This window comes from Sphingomonas sp. BK235, from assembly GCF_004345855.1.
In the GTDB taxonomy this organism is placed as follows: domain Bacteria; phylum Pseudomonadota; class Alphaproteobacteria; order Sphingomonadales; family Sphingomonadaceae; genus Sphingomonas.
Map to the genome: position 1 here is coordinate 1 of NZ_SLXN01000010.1, position 17,343 is coordinate 17,343.

Annotated in this window: 17 protein-coding genes; 5 read left to right on the forward strand and 12 right to left on the reverse strand. The window is 62.7% G+C overall.

Going from position 1 to position 17,343, the window contains the following annotated elements; translation table 11 throughout:
* Positions 1 to 97: 97 nt before the first annotated feature.
* On the reverse strand, positions 98 to 952 hold the full coding sequence (locus EV292_RS19195; RefSeq protein ID WP_132910879.1) for a hypothetical protein: 855 nt from the start codon (positions 950 to 952) through the stop codon (positions 98 to 100).
* A 535-nt stretch (positions 953 to 1,487) separates the two neighbouring features.
* Here EV292_RS19195 and EV292_RS22785 point away from each other — a divergent pair.
* Together EV292_RS22785 and EV292_RS19200 are read left to right on the forward strand one after the other, a co-directional pair.
* Positions 1,488 to 1,658 carry a hypothetical protein gene (locus tag EV292_RS22785; RefSeq protein ID WP_165927191.1) on the forward strand — a complete coding sequence of 57 codons (171 nt, stop codon included), beginning with the start codon at positions 1,488 to 1,490 and terminating at the stop codon, positions 1,656 to 1,658.
* A 404-nt stretch (positions 1,659 to 2,062) separates the two neighbouring features.
* A complete protein-coding gene (locus EV292_RS19200; RefSeq protein WP_132910880.1) occupies positions 2,063 to 2,530 on the forward strand; it encodes a hypothetical protein in 468 nt (155 codons plus the stop codon).
* Positions 2,531 to 2,551: 21 nt separating this feature from the next.
* Here the strand turns inward: EV292_RS19200 and EV292_RS19205 are convergent, their stop codons facing one another.
* Complete coding sequence (locus EV292_RS19205; protein WP_132910881.1) at positions 2,552 to 2,803, reverse strand: hypothetical protein; 252 nt, start codon at positions 2,801 to 2,803, stop codon at positions 2,552 to 2,554.
* Positions 2,804 to 2,996: 193 nt separating this feature from the next.
* Between EV292_RS19205 and EV292_RS19210 the strand changes: the two genes are divergently transcribed.
* Both EV292_RS19210 and EV292_RS19215 read left to right on the forward strand, forming a co-directional pair.
* The gene (locus tag EV292_RS19210) at positions 2,997 to 3,719 is read left to right on the forward strand and encodes a Crp/Fnr family transcriptional regulator (RefSeq protein ID WP_132910882.1); all 723 of its coding nucleotides are present in this window, start codon (positions 2,997 to 2,999) and stop codon (positions 3,717 to 3,719) included.
* A 325-nt stretch (positions 3,720 to 4,044) separates the two neighbouring features.
* Positions 4,045 to 4,239, forward strand: a complete 195-nt coding sequence (locus tag EV292_RS19215) for a hypothetical protein (protein WP_132910883.1) — start codon at positions 4,045 to 4,047, stop codon at positions 4,237 to 4,239.
* 534 nt (positions 4,240 to 4,773) lie between these two features.
* Here EV292_RS19215 and EV292_RS19220 read toward each other — a convergent pair.
* From EV292_RS19220 to EV292_RS19250, 7 genes are all read right to left on the reverse strand, one after another.
* A complete protein-coding gene (locus tag EV292_RS19220; protein ID WP_132910884.1) occupies positions 4,774 to 5,772 on the reverse strand; it encodes an IS110 family transposase in 999 nt (332 codons plus the stop codon).
* A gap of 115 nt (positions 5,773 to 5,887) precedes the next feature.
* Positions 5,888 to 6,514, reverse strand: coding sequence for a hypothetical protein (locus tag EV292_RS19225; RefSeq protein WP_132910885.1), 627 nt, complete (start codon positions 6,512 to 6,514; stop codon positions 5,888 to 5,890).
* 191 nt (positions 6,515 to 6,705) lie between these two features.
* Positions 6,706 to 7,827 (reverse strand): hypothetical protein, encoded by a 1,122-nt coding sequence (locus tag EV292_RS19230; protein ID WP_132910886.1) that lies wholly within the window; start codon positions 7,825 to 7,827, stop codon positions 6,706 to 6,708.
* 224 nt (positions 7,828 to 8,051) lie between these two features.
* On the reverse strand, positions 8,052 to 8,975 hold the full coding sequence (locus EV292_RS19235; RefSeq protein ID WP_132910887.1) for a hypothetical protein: 924 nt from the start codon (positions 8,973 to 8,975) through the stop codon (positions 8,052 to 8,054).
* Between the two features lies 1 nt (position 8,976).
* Complete coding sequence (locus tag EV292_RS19240) at positions 8,977 to 9,159, reverse strand: helix-turn-helix domain-containing protein (protein WP_132910888.1); 183 nt, start codon at positions 9,157 to 9,159, stop codon at positions 8,977 to 8,979.
* Positions 9,160 to 9,278: 119 nt separating this feature from the next.
* Positions 9,279 to 10,046, reverse strand: coding sequence for a hypothetical protein (locus tag EV292_RS19245; protein WP_132910889.1), 768 nt, complete (start codon positions 10,044 to 10,046; stop codon positions 9,279 to 9,281).
* Between the two features lie 13 nt (positions 10,047 to 10,059).
* Positions 10,060 to 11,316 (reverse strand): site-specific integrase, encoded by a 1,257-nt coding sequence (locus tag EV292_RS19250; RefSeq protein WP_243693866.1) that lies wholly within the window; start codon positions 11,314 to 11,316, stop codon positions 10,060 to 10,062.
* Between the two features lie 730 nt (positions 11,317 to 12,046).
* Here EV292_RS19250 and EV292_RS19255 point away from each other — a divergent pair.
* Positions 12,047 to 12,898, forward strand: coding sequence for a DNA modification methylase (locus tag EV292_RS19255; RefSeq protein WP_132910891.1), 852 nt, complete (start codon positions 12,047 to 12,049; stop codon positions 12,896 to 12,898).
* A gap of 161 nt (positions 12,899 to 13,059) precedes the next feature.
* On the opposite strand, the gene EV292_RS19260 is transcribed toward EV292_RS19255, so the two are convergent.
* The 3 genes from EV292_RS19260 to EV292_RS19270 form a co-directional block, all read right to left on the reverse strand.
* Positions 13,060 to 14,319 (reverse strand): FAD-dependent oxidoreductase, encoded by a 1,260-nt coding sequence (locus EV292_RS19260; RefSeq protein ID WP_132910892.1) that lies wholly within the window; start codon positions 14,317 to 14,319, stop codon positions 13,060 to 13,062.
* An 11-nt stretch (positions 14,320 to 14,330) separates the two neighbouring features.
* Complete coding sequence (locus EV292_RS19265; protein ID WP_132910893.1) at positions 14,331 to 14,648, reverse strand: 2Fe-2S iron-sulfur cluster-binding protein; 318 nt, start codon at positions 14,646 to 14,648, stop codon at positions 14,331 to 14,333.
* Positions 14,649 to 14,723: 75 nt separating this feature from the next.
* Entirely contained in the window at positions 14,724 to 17,168 is a 2,445-nt protein-coding gene (locus EV292_RS19270; protein WP_132910894.1) for a TonB-dependent receptor, read from the reverse strand.
* Positions 17,169 to 17,343 lie beyond the last annotated feature (175 nt).

Genomic DNA, 17,343 nt, shown 5'->3' on the forward strand with positions numbered 1-17,343 from the left:
GGACCTCACCGTCGTTGTAACGCCTGGTCGTAAGCTCAGTCATATGCCTCACTCTTATCCAAGAGCGAGGCCCTGTCAGGTCAATTAGGGGGCCACCTCAAAGGGCCAGCGCAACCAGCAGGATCACCGTCAGGGCCGTCGTAAGTGCCAGTCGAAAGTCGACTGGATAGAGGCCCACGTCTGAGCCGCGGGAGGCGAGCCAACCGACACCTGCGGGCACGACCGCTACCGTGGGTACTAGCCAGCGCGCGGCGGTTGCCGCGACGCTGCTGCCGACGAGCAGGCCGAGCCATCCGGCGCTCGGCCGCAACGCCAATGTGCCGATGGCGCTCGCGCCTAGCGCCATCGCTGTGGGAACGGCGACCTGAGTGAAGCTCAGAATGCCGGCAAGCGGCGCCACCGCGTAAAGATGACTCAGCAGCGCTATCGTCACCAGTATCAGCACCGCAGTGGCGCAACCCGTGAGCATAAGGCTCGCGCGACGTCCCCTGCCAGAGGCGAGCAGCACTGCCACCGCGACGAGCAAGAACGACGTAGCGGTCGGTTCGGCCATGCGGCCGGGGAAAGTGTAATTGACGGGTTGGGCGCCGACCGCGTGCGGAAACAACAGCAGATCGGTGCCGAAATCGAGCCCTAGGAGGTGCTCCGCCAACGACTGCGCGGCTATGAAGGCGGCGAGCAGCGCAATTACTGCGGCAAGCCCGGCGCGTCGAGCGCTAGCGCTCAGGATGCTCGCGCCCAGGAGAATGGCGCTGGCCGCTGTGGCGGGCTGCATCGCGCTGCGAGAGGTGAAGAACTGAGTAAGCGCTGTCTCTCCCAGCGCCCAGCCGAGCATGACGACGACGCCGATTAGCAGAGACGTCAACGCGCAGCACGCCGCCACGATGCCGAGCCGGCTTGCAGAGCTCTCGCTTGTGGGACCAAAAACCGAGGTTACCTCGGGCGGCGCCATCGGCGGCATCCAGTTCGGCAGGATCGCGAGTCCTCCAATTAAGGTCTAAGCCACTTGGTTAAGGACCAAGGCGCTCAGGCAATTCATATCATACAGCCGAGTTAACGCGCCCGGCACCACGAATTTCCCTTGTTGATCTCTATTAAGCTCACCACGATGGAGATCATCAAACATGACGCATTGCGCGCATGCACACTGCGGCTTTCGGTGCGCCGGTGGTTCGAGATAATCTGTTCTAGGCTAGCGCACGCCGGCGTCGATTGTTCTTACAGGCGCGACGAGGTTGGAAAAGCGAAACAACCTTTTGATTGACTCCAAATAGCTGCGTAAGTGGTCCGCCCGCTAGCTCTCGACGCGTTTAGCGATCAGTGTTTTGGGCTGCGACCGCGCAGCCTTTTGGTGCCAGTACGGCCTGATCGACTTTATATCGGCAGACCACCAAATAGGTTAACTTTAGCTATCGTCGATCCAAGCCTGAGCACATTGGCGACCGAGGGCAACTGGAAAGCTCCCGCTTCAACCTGGGAGCATCGCCATGGGCGACCAGAACGACATTCAGCACTATCGAGAGCGCGAGGCAGTTCAGAGGGCCCGCGCCGAACACACCGCTGACCCGGCAGCGCGCGCGCGCATCCTCGAGCTTGCGGACGCGTACGCGGCGGTTGCTGTGACCCAGCAGGCCTTGGCGAGCCCCCGTCATCAGTAGCACAAGCGCTCGGGGGCTGGGTTCAACCTTCGGCGCTACGGTGTGACGACGTGCACCGCACCAAACCGCTCCCGACCAAGCAGGAGAACCAAGGGGGAAGTCGTGCGTTCAGGTGTCAGACGGAGTAGAGTTAGGAGGCCGCGGCACTTCGTTGCATATGGTGGTCCGGAAAGTGGTTTGATCGTGCGCGTGAGAAATGGCGCCGACGAGTGCATGATCGGCGACCGGCGGTATACTCAGTCTCTGCCGTTCGCCTATGTTCTCGTTGACGCGCCCGATGGGGGCGCTGCCCTCGTCCCCAAGCATGACCACGATCTGCTTTCAGCTTGTGAAGATGCGGACGGCAGTGACCATCCCCGTGCTCTGGCGGTGCTTGAGGGGGAGCTGAAGCGCCGAGGGCTGCGGTGACCGCATCGTTCGCTCACCGCATCACGGAGATCCTGCAGTCGATCGAGCACGTCCGTCAGCCGGCGGTGGTCGGCACTTCGGTGCCGCCTCGCGGGGAGAGCCGCTCGATGAGGCGCCTCGCGTTCCTCTGGAGCGAGCCGAATTGGCTGCATTGGCTGATCCTGCTCGGCGCCGACCGGGTCGACGTGGTCGAAGGCGTTGTCGAGGACCTGTCGCGTGGCACACTGCCCAACGTGCCGGCGGAGATGGGCGTCGGCGCGGCTTGGCGGCACAATCGCGGGCGCTTTGTCACCAGGTTGGCGCTCGCAGCGGGAACGATTGTAGTGGGTGCCGCGATCGCTTCAAACGTGTGGCGCGAGCGGGAAGCCGCGAAGGGGCAGAACTTCATTCGCAGTCGAACGGCTGAGGGCACAACTCGCTCAGGCGCGGCACGGATGACCCGGTCGAACCCGCCATCGCCATGAGGCGCTATACCGCAGCCACCGTTAGGCAGCCTCGCTGTTGGCGAAGAGGCTGATCGCTTGAGCAAACGGCAGCGAATAGATCACCGCGCCATCCTGCGACTCCACGTCGATCCTCATGCGCAGGTCCAGCTTACCCTCGCGGACGTCACCACTCATGACATCGCGCGCCGCGCGAAGCGCAGTGGAGCGGACGATTTCGACTCCCTCGAGTTCGAGGCCAGAATGGTCGAGGACCTCCTCGACGCCGCGAAGATGGAAAAAACGTAGCGCCATCTTCCTATCCTTCTTCAATCCTTGCTGTGCCCTTCTAAGCGCATGTCCTTGAGATGCCGTTTACGCGCGAATGACAGATGGCTGATCCAGATCAGGGCGTTGTCAGAGATCCTTGCAGCCTGTAGCTTGTTACGGCGGTAATGCGCAACGAAGGTCGATGAAGAAGCCGTAGCGACGTAAAGAAGGGCGGGCTATGTATCCAACGTTTCGCTACCACGCACTGGCAAATCTTAGTGCCGAAGATGAAACGGCTTTGGTAACATTAGGCGACCGAGAGGTCAGCTGGAAGGCTGGAGAAACGATACAACGTGAAGGTGATGCCGTTCGCGGCTTCTACCTACACGTGGGCGGCTGGATCCATTCGTCGATCGTCATGCGCAGCGGCGCGCGTCTCATTCAGAAGGTGCACCTGCCGGGAGACATGCTGGGAACCCCGAGCATGGCTCTTGACCAAGCCGCCGACACATTAACAACAATCACCAGTGCGGTTACCTCGTTCGTGCCTTTCGAACGCCTGCGTGAGCTGTACTACCGCCGGCCACGCCTCGCGATGCTGTTCACATTCGCCGTGCAGATGGAGCGCCTTTCCTTGATGGACATGCTCGCAGTAACCGGAAGAGCATCGGCGAGAGAGCAGCTCGCTCGAGTGCTCCTAGACCTATACACGCGTTTGACGCCGCTAGGCGTCGTTTCGAACAACGCCTTTGAGCTGCCGTTGACGCAGGAAGTGATTGGCGACCTGACCGGGATCACCGCGGTGCACGTCAACCGAACTTTGCGCGTTTTGAGGGAGGAGGGTCTGATCGAGCAGAAGGGGCACTTTCTCCGGATTCTCGATCTCCCTCAGCTGCAAGCTATCGCGCCCATAAGGCCGCGAACACCACGGTTTGAGCCCGACTGGCTTCCTTCTTCGTAGGAGAGGTCGGTTTCGCGACGAGCGACGGTGGGCAGGCTACGATGCGGGGGCGAAAGAGCTCGACATTGTGCGGTCATGTCGAGGCAGAGATCAAAGCTCGCGACGCACGCGCAGCCGCTTTCAAGACTGCGGGCGGTCGCGAGGACGCTGGAAATAGCGAGCGCTTGCTGGAGGTATGGTCCCCGAGATCGTAGCGCCTAGCTCGAGAGCCAGGGCATAGCTAGCGCGTCTACGCTTTCGATGCGCAGCGCCCGGCCGAGATAGGTCTCGGTGAGAAGCCGCAGCTCGTAAGCTGGGCGTCACTCCGCATCAGAGCAGGGTAGCGGTGCCGGATCTCGCGTCGGCCGGCTGCGGCTTTACCGGCGGCCGCGTCGGTGCGACGCCTCATGGGCCGGCACTCCTGCTGCTCAACGATGTCTCCGACCGTGCCCGGCTTGCTGTGCTCAGCCGTCCGATGGACGTCAACATGGCCTCGCACGGCGACGGCGAGGTGCGCGCCGAGCGCGACGACGGGGCTTGAGCGGATTGCCGCCGCGATCGGAGACCAAGCCGCAATGACTCGATGACGGCTCAAACATGGCTGACACGGAGGCGTGAACGAATGTCCGCTATTGGGCAGCCGCCCCGATGGCTTGAGTGGCGGATAATGGGTCTCGGTACCAAGGAGCAGGGGCTGCAGCGGGTGGATAGCGAAATGGCTGCTTTCGGGCGTATGGCCGAGAAAGCCGGTCGTTCGTTCAGCGGGCAGGTGAGGGGGCTAGAACGCCGGCCGAGGGTGGCAAGCGGCCCGTCCGTTTGCGGATGCCCCTCTGGATGCAAGGGTGTTGCAGAGATTTTAGCGCGCGGCTTCAGGTGCTTCCGTGTGTCCATCCTGTTGATGCAGCCGTCTTCACGGCTGCTGGCCTGAATGGAGGTCGCGGATCAGGTCCAAACCGTTTTCGCGCGCTCGAGGCGCTTGGACATCGCACTGGTTATCTCGACCCCGTCGTCTGACCGTTGCGCCATTCCTCTCTGCTGACCTTCCCTGCGTCCCTGACGCGTCAGGCCTTGGCGGTTACGCCGCGGCCGGAGCTCTGTAGGTGCCGCCGTGCGCCATCAGCGCCCAGACGATCCGTGCCATCTTGTTTGCGAACGCGACGGTGACCAGCATGCGCGGCTTGCGCGCGAGCATGCCTGCCAACCACGCGCTGGCCTTATCGGGCTCGCGCGCCGCGACCTTCGTTGCCGAGCTTGCCCCGAGGATCAGCAGGCGCCGCAAGCTGCGCTCGCCCATCCTGGTCGTGCGCCCAAGCCGTTCCTTGCCGCCGCTCGAATGCTGTCGAGGAACGAGACCGAGCCAGGCGGCGAAGTCGCGCCCACGACGAAAGGTGCTGGCGGCCGGCGCCAGCGCCACCAGCGCGGTCGCTGTCACGGGGCCGACACCGGGGATCGTCATCAGCCGCTTCGCGACCGCGTCCGCCTTTGCCCGGCTAACGATCTCACGGTCGAGAAGGGCGATCTGCTCCTGTAGCGCCTGTAAGCCCTGCGCGATGACGGCCAGTACTGGCCGCGCCTCGGTCGGCAGATCGGAAGCCGGATCGGCGACGATATCGACGAGCTTGCCGACGTGCCCGACACCCTGCCGAACGATGTAGCCGAACTCGTTGAGGTGCCCGCGCAGGGCATTGATCAGCTGGGTTCGCTGGCGCACGAGCAGGTCGCGCGTTCGGAACACGACCGCCGAAGCCTGTGCTTCAGCGCTCTTACCTTGAACAAACCGCATCGTCGGTCGCTGCGCGGCCTCGCAGATCGCCTCCGCGTCGGCCATGTCGTTCTTCTGCCGCTTGACGAACGGCTTCACGTACGCCGGCGGGATCAGCCTGGTGTCGTGCCCAACCGCGGCGAGCTCACGCGCCCAGTAATGCGAACTCGCGCACGCCTCCATCGCGACGACGCACCGCGGCAAGGTCGAGAAAAAGGGCAGTACCTGATCCCGTCGTAGCTTCTTGCGGAAGACGACCCCGCCGCTCGCATCCGCACCGTGCACCTGAAAAATTGACTTCGCCAGAACGATGCCGACTGTGCTACCTCACTCACGGACGCCTCCTGCAGTGGTGTTTCAACACCTCCACTTCTGGCACATCGATGCCGTCAGGGGGCGTCCACCCCAACGCTTTTGGGTCTTTCGGCTATTGGCGGACGATATCAAAGAACACGTAGGTCTCAGGCTCTTCAACTCCCTCAGCCCCAATCCTCCAGGCATAGTCGCGATCCCGCGCGAATGTGCGCATCGTAGAACGTGCCGTTTGCAACGCAGCTGGATCCTGCCACCACATCGAAGCTACGAGGCCAGCGACTCGAAGATCAGCCTCGCTCTCCCGCACACATCGTGCGCATGCTCGAGCGGCATCCATTGCCGCGGCGAGAGCACCTAAATTGTAGCGATCGCAACATAATTGCTTGAATTCGATTGCCCATGATCGGCTCGAGCCCGACAGCCAGAGATCGCACCTGCCGCCAGCGGCGTAGCGGCGATTACCGCTCCATTTTTTCACAGACGCATACTCAGCCAAGCCAAGCAGTCCGCTGGCCGTGGCGGCCGAGCAGAGATGGCTGACACTAGCGGTCTCATTGTAGGCGAAAGGATCGTCCTCGAGGTCGCGCCACCATCGATTGGTGAGATGCGCAGCTGCCTCCATCCAGCGGCCCCAGACTGCATTTTCAATGCGGCCACCGTGGCCCTGCAACATTTCCGCGCGAATGGTGCGGTTGGTTCCGATCGGCTGAGAGAGGCTGACAAGTTGCTCAGGTATCACGGCATGAAACTCGCTAATCAGCTGGCGGCAAGATCCACCATCACGACTGCCATCAAACGGCCATCGTGGCTTTGAAGCCTGTCAATCTCGGCATGCGAAATTTTAAGGTTCAGCGCCGATCGGCTCGCATCCGGGATCAAACCATATCGCCTTTTTTCCCGCCTGCGAAGTAGGTGCCAGCAGGCTCTTAGCTAGCCCTGATCTACGAGCTTAACCCGAGATTCGCTGATGGCGTGTGCCCACCGAGGATCCATGGCCGCTGCCACGCCTCGTCGTACGTCGACGGGGTGTCGTAGACTTGAGGTCCGGCCGCCGGCCCAAATCTTTTGAATTATCCTCCGCAGATTGGCATCAGGAGCATTGGGGCTTCGTGCTTGCCAAGCCCGCAATCGCTGCAGCAGATCTCGCTTCAAAGCCTTCCCACCCAACCCGGTGCAAAACACTGCTCGAGAAAATTCGATGTCGCACAGCACCTCTGCCAAGCGCAACGCGAGCGATGGGCGATTGATGGACCCGCGGAAGCGCTTGTACCCGCTCGGCTCAAAACCATCTTTCATCAGTCGGCCGCACTTCACTGGCGCTTTGAAGAGGTAGGCGCACTGACCACGCAAACGTGCCAGCGAGTTGACGGGCTTGATGGTGACGGTGGGCGCACCAAGCCAGCTCGTCAGGATAGTGCGATCTCGAAGAAGGCGGGCAGTGGCCTGGGGCTTGAAGCGGGGATCATCGGTGTAGCCGATTGCGTGAGCGTGTAACTCAAGCATGCGACCGTGGCCGCCGCCGGGGTAATTGGAGACTGCCTGGAGCTCGAGCAGGCCGACGGCTTGCAACCCGGTGCGGCCGAGTACCTTGGCATAATCGCGGCGGCAACGCGCGAGCTCGATGACTGTTTGATATTCAAGACTGTTGCCGACATCGCTGATGAGGGTGACGAAAAACCAGCGGCGACGCGTGCCCGGCGGACGCCACAGCGGCTTTACCGCTTCGAACAAAATTTCGTACGCGCGTTTTCGGATTTTTAAATTTGCTAGAGAGGGGGTCTCCGGCAGCCGTCGGTCAGTGCCCAGGCTCAAACCAATACGCAATGCACGGCGCTCTGCAGGCGAGATGTCGGCGTTGTTGATGATGGGGGTGAGCAACGCTGAAAATTCGCTGATTGAGCGTGCCATCCGGCTATCAGGATGCATCCACTCTATCGGGTCGTAGCCGGTGTCGTCACTGACGAGCGGCAGACGCGTGATGCTCAACCCGAAATTTTGGGTGCGCAGCGCTGGGTTAAAGCCCTGATCATCATGGGGGCGTCGGCGCGTCATCGGGACAGCCCCGGAAAAAGGGGGAGGGCCAGATAAGCGAGTTCAGGGTGCTGGCGGGGTAGGTTGATGGTGTGCGGAGGGGTGGGGGCTATACACTGCGTGTAAGTCATAGCTGCTGTGCCTTGAGTATGACGCGAAAAGCCACGCACTTTGTGTTCGTGGCTTCGTGGATTTTTCGTTTTCTGGATGGTGCGCCGTCCAGAAAGGGGACGGCGCAAAGGGGTTTACAGCTTCACGAGCGGTGGCGGCGCGCCGTCGGTCTCAAGCGCGTGCAAACAGAAAAGATGGACCACATCCGCGCGATCGAGGCTGTTTTCCGCCTTCTTTGCCATGCGTGCTTCGACAATCGGCTTTGCCAAAGCCTGGCGCAAAATGACCTCGCCATGACCCGCGCCGAAAAACGTCTTGGTGATGGGAATTTGCGCGTCGATCTGGAAGAGCGCTACGGCCCGCTGCTCGCGCGTCGCGCGCCACTGGCGCTTGTTATGGACGCGCCAGCTCGCTTCAAAGTCTCGCCGCAAAACGGTCGGCGCGTGCATGAACGCGTCGATGAACGCACCAATGCTCTCGGGCGTCGGGGCGTCCAGCCAATGCGGTTCGGGCACCGGCCGTAGATGCGCATTGGGAGAGATCGGATCGCTAGTACGATGAGTGAAGCGCCGAGCGCTCACCGCATCGGTCGAAAAGACGAGCGTCATGACATAGGCCGTCAAGCCAAACGATGACATGTCCGAGCTTACCGGAGCCGTCGCCACAACGACACGGTTGATCGAGTGGCTCCAGTGACGCTTCAACTGCGGCGAATGCTTGAGCGCTTTGGACATATCGAGGCGTAGCGCGCCAGCGAGCGAGTCGCAGTCCCGGCAAGGCGTCCAGATCAAGCCAACATCGCGAAGCGGCGTGTCTTCGTGAAGGTTCAAAATCCGGGTCTTCAACTCCAGCCCGACATCGCGGGTCGACCGTCGCGAGGCCGCAGTCGGCATCGTCATGATCGGCGCTTCGCAGCTCTTAAGATTGAGCCGCAGGTCCACGGCCCGCGGAGTCGCGGCCAACGCAATGGATACGCGATCAACTTTGCCCGCAGCTCGATCTGCGCCGACGCTGGCGCCACGCTTGCTGTCGGTCTTGATGGAAGGTGCGCGCTTCATCTCAGCCCTCCATCTCAGCAGTGGAGCGTTCGATGAGGGCGTCGATGCTCGATGCGAGTACCAAGCGACGACGACCCAGGCGGACGGTCTTCACATCGCCGCGATTGATGAGCGCGTAGAGGCTGGTCTTACCGATGCCCAGCGTCTTGGACGCGTCCACCACAGAAAACAGGGTTTTGTGCATTTTCTCCTCCTTGCCCGGATGGTCCGAGCAAGGGCATTCATCTAGCCACATTCGCGGTCGAATATACCAGGGCTGATTGGGGGGGGAATTGCACGACGTCCCGCGGTGAGGCCGTCGGCTTATCGCTTGCGTGAAAGATTGTACTTACGTTTCAGGTGCAAGGCATCTCGCAACAGATCGATTTCGTCCTTCGCAGTCTTTTCCGAAAGATTATATGGGTGTCTCGCTGCTAATGCTGCGCCAATCTCGTCTGCGGAGACGGAATGATCGGTGATAACACTCTGCTCATAATTCAAGGAGTTGTTGACTTCATTAAGGACGCGATCCGCACTAGTGAAGGTGCCAAGTTCGGTGCTTTTAGGATCTCGACCATTTAACGTCATGCGAACAATGTCGTGCCATAGCCGCCGGTAGGAATGAAGTTGTTGAATCTTAGAAAGTGGCTCCTTTGTTAAGTCCTTAACTCCCGTCATCAGCACCTTCTTAACATCACCGCTATGTAGCCGAACATCTTTCATCAGCAAACGTTTAATTGGATCGGATGATATCGTGATATGAAATTTGCCTCGCTGAAAATCCCAGCTCATGATATCGTCAAGCCAGGAAGAGGATTTTAGCCACTCCTTCCGGGGTACGTCGTGCTCCATCAAAAAAACCTTGGGCTTGACGAACGTTTCCTTGTCTGGTTCGTTTTTCCAAGCTTTCGCGAGGCTTGCCTCATTTGTCGTCCAGATGTGTGAAGCCCGCGCGCGGATTGTGCCCTCCCTCAAGCCCATGGCTATGATTTGCCGAGTAAGGACCGGGCCGCCGTTTATGGCCGCATACTCAGCTATCGCTTTGCGTGGAGACAAGGCTCGATACTTGTGGAATTTCTTGGGGGTGTTCACCGGCTTCAACCTCTTAGCAGATGTAGTCTGACCAAGCTTCCATCAGTTCGCTTCGGCGTTCAACGGCTTTTCCGCGTCGATATGCTCTCTCAGCTTTGTTCTGAATTGTGTGGGCGAGAGCCTGTTCGATAATCTCTCGTGGAAAGTCGGTTTTGTCTCCGGCCCAGTCGCGAAATGTCGACCGAAAGCCGTGGGTGGTGATATGGCCATAGCCCATTCGCCTCAGCAGCATCGACATGGCCATGTTGCTGCGCGTTGCGCCGTTGACGGCAAAGATTGGTGTGTCGGGCGTGACCGTGGCTGGAGCGATCCGACGGAGTAGATCTACCGCCCCGTCGGACAATGGGACGACATGTTCGGCCTTTGCCTTCATCCGGGCTGCCGGTACCGTCCATAGTCGCTCCTCAAGGTCGATCTCGCCCCATGATGCACCGAGTGCTTCCCCGCTACGCGCGGCAGTGAGGATAACGAACTCGAGGCAGCGTGCCGCCACCGCTTCACGCTGTTGCAGTTTGGCGAAGAAGGCGGGTGCCTCTTTGAACGGAAGTGCGGCGTGATGGCCGCGTTGCAGTCGGTCTTGCTTGGGCAGCAGTAGTGCAAGGTGCCCCCGCAGCATCGCGGGGTTGAATGCGTCCCGTGGTCGGTGGCCACGCGCCTTTGCAGCGTCGAGAATTTTCTCGATGCGACCGCGTACCCGTTTTGCTGTCTCGGCTTTATCCGTCCAGATCGGGCGGAGCACCGCGAGAATATTATCGGTGTCGATCTCATCCACCGGCTTGTCGTTGAGCGATGCTGCATGATCGCGCAGGCTGTTGCGCCATTGTTGCCGATGCACCGGGTTTCGCCAGCCGGTTTCAACACTGGTGATGTAGTCGTCGGCAAACTCGCCAAACGTGGGTGCACGCTTCGGCTGTGGTTCCTCGATAGGCGCGATGACCGTTCGGGGGTTCTGGCCGGTAGCGACAGCTTCCCGCATTTCACCGGCGAGGCGCCTCGCTGTCGCCAGCGATACCGACTGCGCCCCACCTAAGCCAATCTCAACCCGCTTGCCGCGCTCGGCGGTCATAAACACCCAACTGCGCGCGCCCCTCGATGTCACGCGCAGGTACAGGCCGCCGCCGTCCGAATGTCGACCCTCTTTCAGGCTAGCGACTTGCTTGACGTTCAGCTTGTTGATCGCGCGGGCCATGGCACTCCTCGGGGCTTGGTCGCCGGACACGCCTTTGTGCCCATTATTGCCCACTTTGATGCCCACTTTTGGCGTGGTCATCAACGATCATTTGCGGTCATGGGCGCAGCGTGTAGGCGAAGGCGTGATCGAAAGCCTGCAGAAACTCAAGGATAAGTGACCCTTGTCGGTCACGTGCGATCGTGAGCGGTCATTATGGTTCTAAAGACTCCGTCTCCGCCACCCAGTCTGAGGCTTCCTCGACTTCTTCTATCCTCCTCTCCGAAACGGCGCACTTCTGCGGGGCGACGCGCACTTCTCGGTAGCGCGGAGAGGGGCGCTACGGGCCTGGCATGGTGATTCGCGCCGACATTCTCCGGAGTGAGGCTGACCAGTACGGTTCCCCTCAGCTCGGCCCGCCTCCTCTCAGTTCAGCCTGTTTAAGTAGCTTCGCTCCCTCGGCCAGTTCGCGAGAGCCGCCCGCCATCGATGAATGTTGCAGACAACTGCGCCTTTTTGATGGTGAGAGCAGGTGCGTCCGGCTGCCCGAGATGAAGCGTAACAGGCGGCTAATAACGTCACATTCGGTCAACAATCGGCTTAAGTTGAAAGGCAAGAGCGTCGTAAATCTTTCCCTTGTGTCTGCGTTCAGCAAGGCACATTTTAGCCTTATCGAGGTTGCCGTGTCATTATAGGCCAGAGCCACTCGATAGGCGATATTAGCATCGTCACATCTCCCAAAGAAGGGGCCGTTTCGTTGCTTCGCGTGCGGAAGAGCATTCGCTCTGACGCGTGAGGGGCGGGGTTCGAGTTCTGACGTGGGAGGTTTGTGATGGGCGTGCAAGGGCGGATCGAGCAAGAGCACTTTAAGCGCAAGCTGCTGCTATCGTCGCGTGGACGGCGCGAGCATTGCGCGGCGGCGCGCGACCAGGTCGCGACTGTTGGCGAGGGTGCTGCGGCCAAGAACGCGACCTCGCTCAAGCTGCGCTCCATCGAGCATATTAAGGTGGCCAAGCGGCGCGCGCGGAGGACCACGCCGGCGCAGCTGCGGCGCGTGACTCAGTCGGTTCGCCAGTACGGCATCGTCGCGCCCGTGCTGATCGATGCGGCGGGCGCGGTCATCAACGGTCACATCGTCGTCGAGGCAGCGCGCGAGTTGGGCATCTCGATGATCCCGGTGGTGGAGGTGACGCACCTCGACGAGGCAGCGGTGCGCGGCCTGCTGAGCGCCGCGGCAGCGGCTGCCGGGCTCACGCATGCCAACACCTGCGTGTGGAACAAAGGCAGCGGCGGCATGGGTGGGCTGTACCGCTCCACGCACGAGCTCATCCTCGTCTTCTGCAACGGTGCGACGGTCGCCACCAACAATGTCGCGCTTGGCCGTCATGGCCGTGATCGCTGTAACGTGTGGAACTACCCCGGCGCGAACCGGCGCGGCACATCGGCGGCCAAGGCACTGAAGCTGCACGCCACGCCCAAGCCGGTGGCGATGGTGGAGGATGCCCTCTGCGACGTGAGCAACCGCGGTGACATCGTGCTCGACCCCTTCCTGGGGTCGGGCACAACGCTGATCGCGGCACACCCAACAGGGCGGATCGGCCGCTTCATCGAGCGCCGTTCCCTTGCGCTCGCAGCACGAGTGTCTGGTCAGCGTAGACGCCGTAAGGCGCCAGCGCATCGATGAAGTCGCCCAACAGCCGCGGCAGCGCAGGGTCAACCGTCGCTAGCAGGAGGTGGTGCGACTATCTCGCCGATGCCGGGTACAGGTCGACCTGATGTCATCACACTCTTGGGAGAGGGGAGTGCCCCGCCGACCTTGGCAAGTTAATCACGAAAATACGTCAGTCAGATGAACGAGCGCGTCGAAGGTCCACCTTCACCTTGAGGGGACTCCGTCAGGGCAACAGCCGAGTCGGCGATCAAGTCGGATCGTACCGTGGCGCCCGACTCGATCAGCTTTCGTCCCTGAACATAGTCTTTGGTCGCGTTGACGCAATCGAGCGCGACGACCCGGCCTTGGCGAAGGTAAATGATCGAGAAGGATCGAGCGTCGATCGCTCCGCGTAAGACCGCGAGATCATGCCCTGCGGCGAGCCCCACCGTTTGCAGCCGCAGATCATATTGGTTCGACCAGAACCACGGCACAGCGTAATAGGGATGTGCGACCCCGGCAATCGAGCGCGCGACCGTGCCGGCCATGTCGTTGGCATTCTGCACCGACTCCAAGCGGATTCGCGCGCCGTCGGCAAAGGCGTTCGTGTGCGCGGCGCAGTCACCGATAGCATAGATGTCGGGCAGGCTGGTCCGGCATACGGCATCGACCTCCACGCCGTTGCCGCCGCGCGCACCGGCGGCGAGGAGCGGATCCACCGCCGGGACAATACCGACCCCGACGATCACCAGGTCGGCCGCGACGAACTCGCCAGAGGTGAGGCGCACCCCGTGGGCGGCGCCGTCGCGGCCCTCGATGCAGTCGACGGTGGTGCCAAGCCGCAGGCTCACGCCGCGCGACCGATGCTCGGCCTCGAGAAAGCGCGCCAGCATCGTCCCCGACATACGCGCGAGGACCTGCTGCTGCGCCTCGATCACGGTCACCTGTTTGCCGGCGCCCACCAGCACCGACGCCGCCTCCAGGCCGATGTACCCGCCCCCGATCACGACGGCCCGCTGCGCCGCGGGGAGTTCCTGCGCCAGGCGGTCGGCGTCCGCGCGCGAGCGCAACGCATGCACGCGAGCGAGGGTGGCGCCGGGGCAGTCGAGTCGGCGTGCCGCCCCGCCGGTCGCCCACACGAGACGACGATAGCCGATGCTGGTGCCGTCCGCCGCGATAACCCGGCGCGCCGCCGGGTCGACCGCGACGATCCGGCAGCCGGGGCGGAGGTCGATGGCCTTCTCCTGCCAGAAGGCGGCGGACCGGATCAGCAGGCGCTCGAAGCTCTTCTCGCCGGCGAGATACGCCTTGGTCAGCGGCGGCCGCTCGTAGGGCAGCTCGTCCTCGTCCCCGATCAGCGCGACCGGGCCCTGGTAGCGGAGCTGGCGCAGCGCGATCGCCGCCTGAGCGCCGGCCTGGCCGGCGCCCACGATCACGACGTCGTAGTCGCTCACCGCCCCCCCGCTCACGACTCCGGCGCGATCGTGACGCGCAAGCCGTCGAGCCGTTCGTCGAACGCGATCTGGCAACCTAGCCGCGAGGTCGGCGCGACCTGGTCGAGCCCGTCGAGCAGCTCGCGCTCGGCGTCGCTGGGCGGGAGCAACGTGAGCGCCTGCTCGGGATCGACGATGACGTGACAGGTCGCGCAGGAGAGCGAGCCGCCGCACGCCGCCAACAGCTCGTCGATGCCGTTGTCGCGGATCACCTCCATCACCGACAGGCCGGCGTCGGCGGGGAGCGGGCGCGTTGCGCCGTCGCGGGTGGTCACGATCAGAGAGGCCATGGGTAGTTCCTGCTGGAGAGGGACAAGCGCCCGGCGGCCGCGCTCGGCCGCCGGAAGAGAGGCACCGCGCCGCGATCAGTAATGGAAGCGGAAGTCGATCCCGACGCGACGCGGGGTCAGCACCCCGCGCGCGTAGTAGCGCTCCACCACGTCGGTGCGGACCTGGTTGAACGACGATATGTCGTTGCTGATCGCGGTCACGGCATATTTGTTGGTGAGATTGTCGGCGAACAGGCCGATCTCGAACTGCTTGCTGACATAGTTGAGCGAGGCGCTGTGGGTCACGTAGCCGGGGATCGCCTCGCCGTTGCCGCGCAGCCCGACACGCGAGTAGATCTCGCCGCGGTAGACCGTTGCCCAGATCGCCTCGATCTTGCGGTCCTGGTCGAGCGCGTGGCTGTAGATGACCTGCGCGCTGCCCGCGTTTTTGGCCGAGCCGGGCAGGCGATCCCCCTCGAAGGCGTCGTAGCGCACCCCCTGGCTGACCACGAGCCCGGTGACGTCCTGCGTGAGGTGTGCGTCGACGTAGGAATAGGTGCCGATCACGGTCAGCGCGGGGAGCGGGCGCAACGTGGCCTGCACGTCGAAGCCGCGCGAGACCGCGTCGGCGCCGTTCACCGTGATGCCGATCGCACCGTTGACGGTCTGGCTCGGCACCTGGACCCCGCTCCAGTTGATCTCATAGCCATCGACGGTGAGCTGGAGGCGCCGGTCGAAGAGGCTGGCGCGAAGGCCGATCTCCTTGTTGCGGGTGCGGTCGGGGCCGTAGACCAGTTCGTTGGGCAGCGCGCACAGGTTCTGCCCTGCGGGCAGCGGCTGGATACAGGGGACGACGCGGTTGACGCCGCCGACGCGATAGCCGGTGGAATAGGTGAAATAGGCGAGCAATCCCTCGCCGAACTTGTAAGAGGTGTTGGCCTTCCAGACGAGCCCGTCCTTGGAGGTGTCGCCGGTGCGGATTCGGCTCGGGTCGATCGTGAACGAGGGGTAGGGCATGCGCGCGAGCCCGCCGCTCAGCAGCGGGAGGTCGGACCCGCCGCTGACCTCCGCGTCATATTTGAAGTAGCGCAGCCCCCCGGTCACCTGCCACGCCTGAGTAAGGTGGAGCGTGCCCTCGCCATAGGCGGCCTTCTCCACCGTCCTGCTGTTGACTTGCGAGATATATTCCAGGTTGTCCGGGCGCGGGATGTCGAAATATTCGGCGAAACCGGGCGTGTATTCCTGCCGGTTGCTGTCGAACTTGAGCCGGTTGTAGAAGCCGCCGATCACCCAGTTGAACGGGCCGCCGTGCGTCGAGACGAGCCGGACCTCCTGGTTGAACTGCTTATAATGCTGCTCGTTGTCGGCATAGGAGGAGAATTGCGGGAAGGCCTCGTAGCCATAGTCGAGGTCGAGCAGCAGGTCGGTATTGTCGTCTACCGAGGTGATGTGCTGCTTGGTATAGGCCGTCGTGCTGACGAGTTGCGCGATCCCGCCGAGATTGATGTCGAACTCCGCCGCGAACAGGTCGGCGTTCCGCTCGACCGGCTCGAGGTAGCGCCACGGTCCCTCGTAGCGGCCCGTGTCGAGCACGCCGGCGGCATTGGCCTGGCGCCCGCCGGTCCTGGTATTCTGGTGCGCGTAGGTGAGGTACGCCTTGATGTTGGGGTTATACTCCAGCAGCAGCTGGTTGCGCGTGGTGAAGGTGTGCTCATAGTTCACATCCTCCTTGCGCTTGAAGTTGCTGCCGTAATTGCCCGTGTTGAGCGATCCGGTGGACGTCTCCGTGGCGCGGCCGGGCTGCGGGTCGGAGACGCCGGGCTGTTGCAGCAGGTAATTGTAGTCGATGAAGCCGGCGTTGGAATAATAGCCCGTCGCGGTGCGGAAGGCGATGTGGTCGCGCACGATCGGCACGTTGAGCGCGACGTCGCCGACTGCCCCGAAGTCGTCGGAATAGGATTGCGCATAGCCGCGGCCGTGGACGTCGAGGCTGAGGCGATCGGTCTCGGGCCGATTGGGGAGGTAGCGCACCGCACCGGCCAGCGTGCCGAGGCCGTAGAGCGTGCCCTGCGGCCCCTGCAGCACCTCGACCCGGTTGATGTCGATCAGCTTGAAGTCGAGGTAGAGCGGCACCTCGCCGAGATAGACCCCCACCGCGTTGCCGCTGTCGGCGCCGCCGACGCTGGTGTCGCCCGAGGAAATGCCGCGCAGGATGATCCCGCCGGTCGAGCCCGGGCCGGTGTCCGCGACGGTGACGCCGGGCGTGAACGAGGCGAGCGAGCGGATGTCGTCGAGCCGCTGCGACGCGATCGTCTCGGCGGAGACCGCGCTGATGTTGATCGGCGCGTCTTGCAGCGTGGTACGACGCCGGCTGCCGGTGACGACGATCTCGTTCCCGTCGACCGCTGCCGCGGTGTCGTCCGGTTCGGCGGTGGTCGGTGCCGCGCCCGTCGCGGCCTCCTGCGCCAGTGCCGGTCCACCGGCCACGCTCATCAGCGCGGTCGCGCACAGCAACCCTGCGCGGGAGAAACGTCCTGCCATCAAAGCCCCCAATCGGTACGTTGAACGCGTCGCCCCTCCGCGACGAAACGGTCGGCGTCGGCGCCTCGCGCGGGGCCGATCGCTGCGGTGCGAGATTGTTGGCAGCGGCGGCAAACCGATATGGGGTGTTTGACGTAAACGGCCGTGCCGGCCCTGGCGCCTACGTCAATTGGCG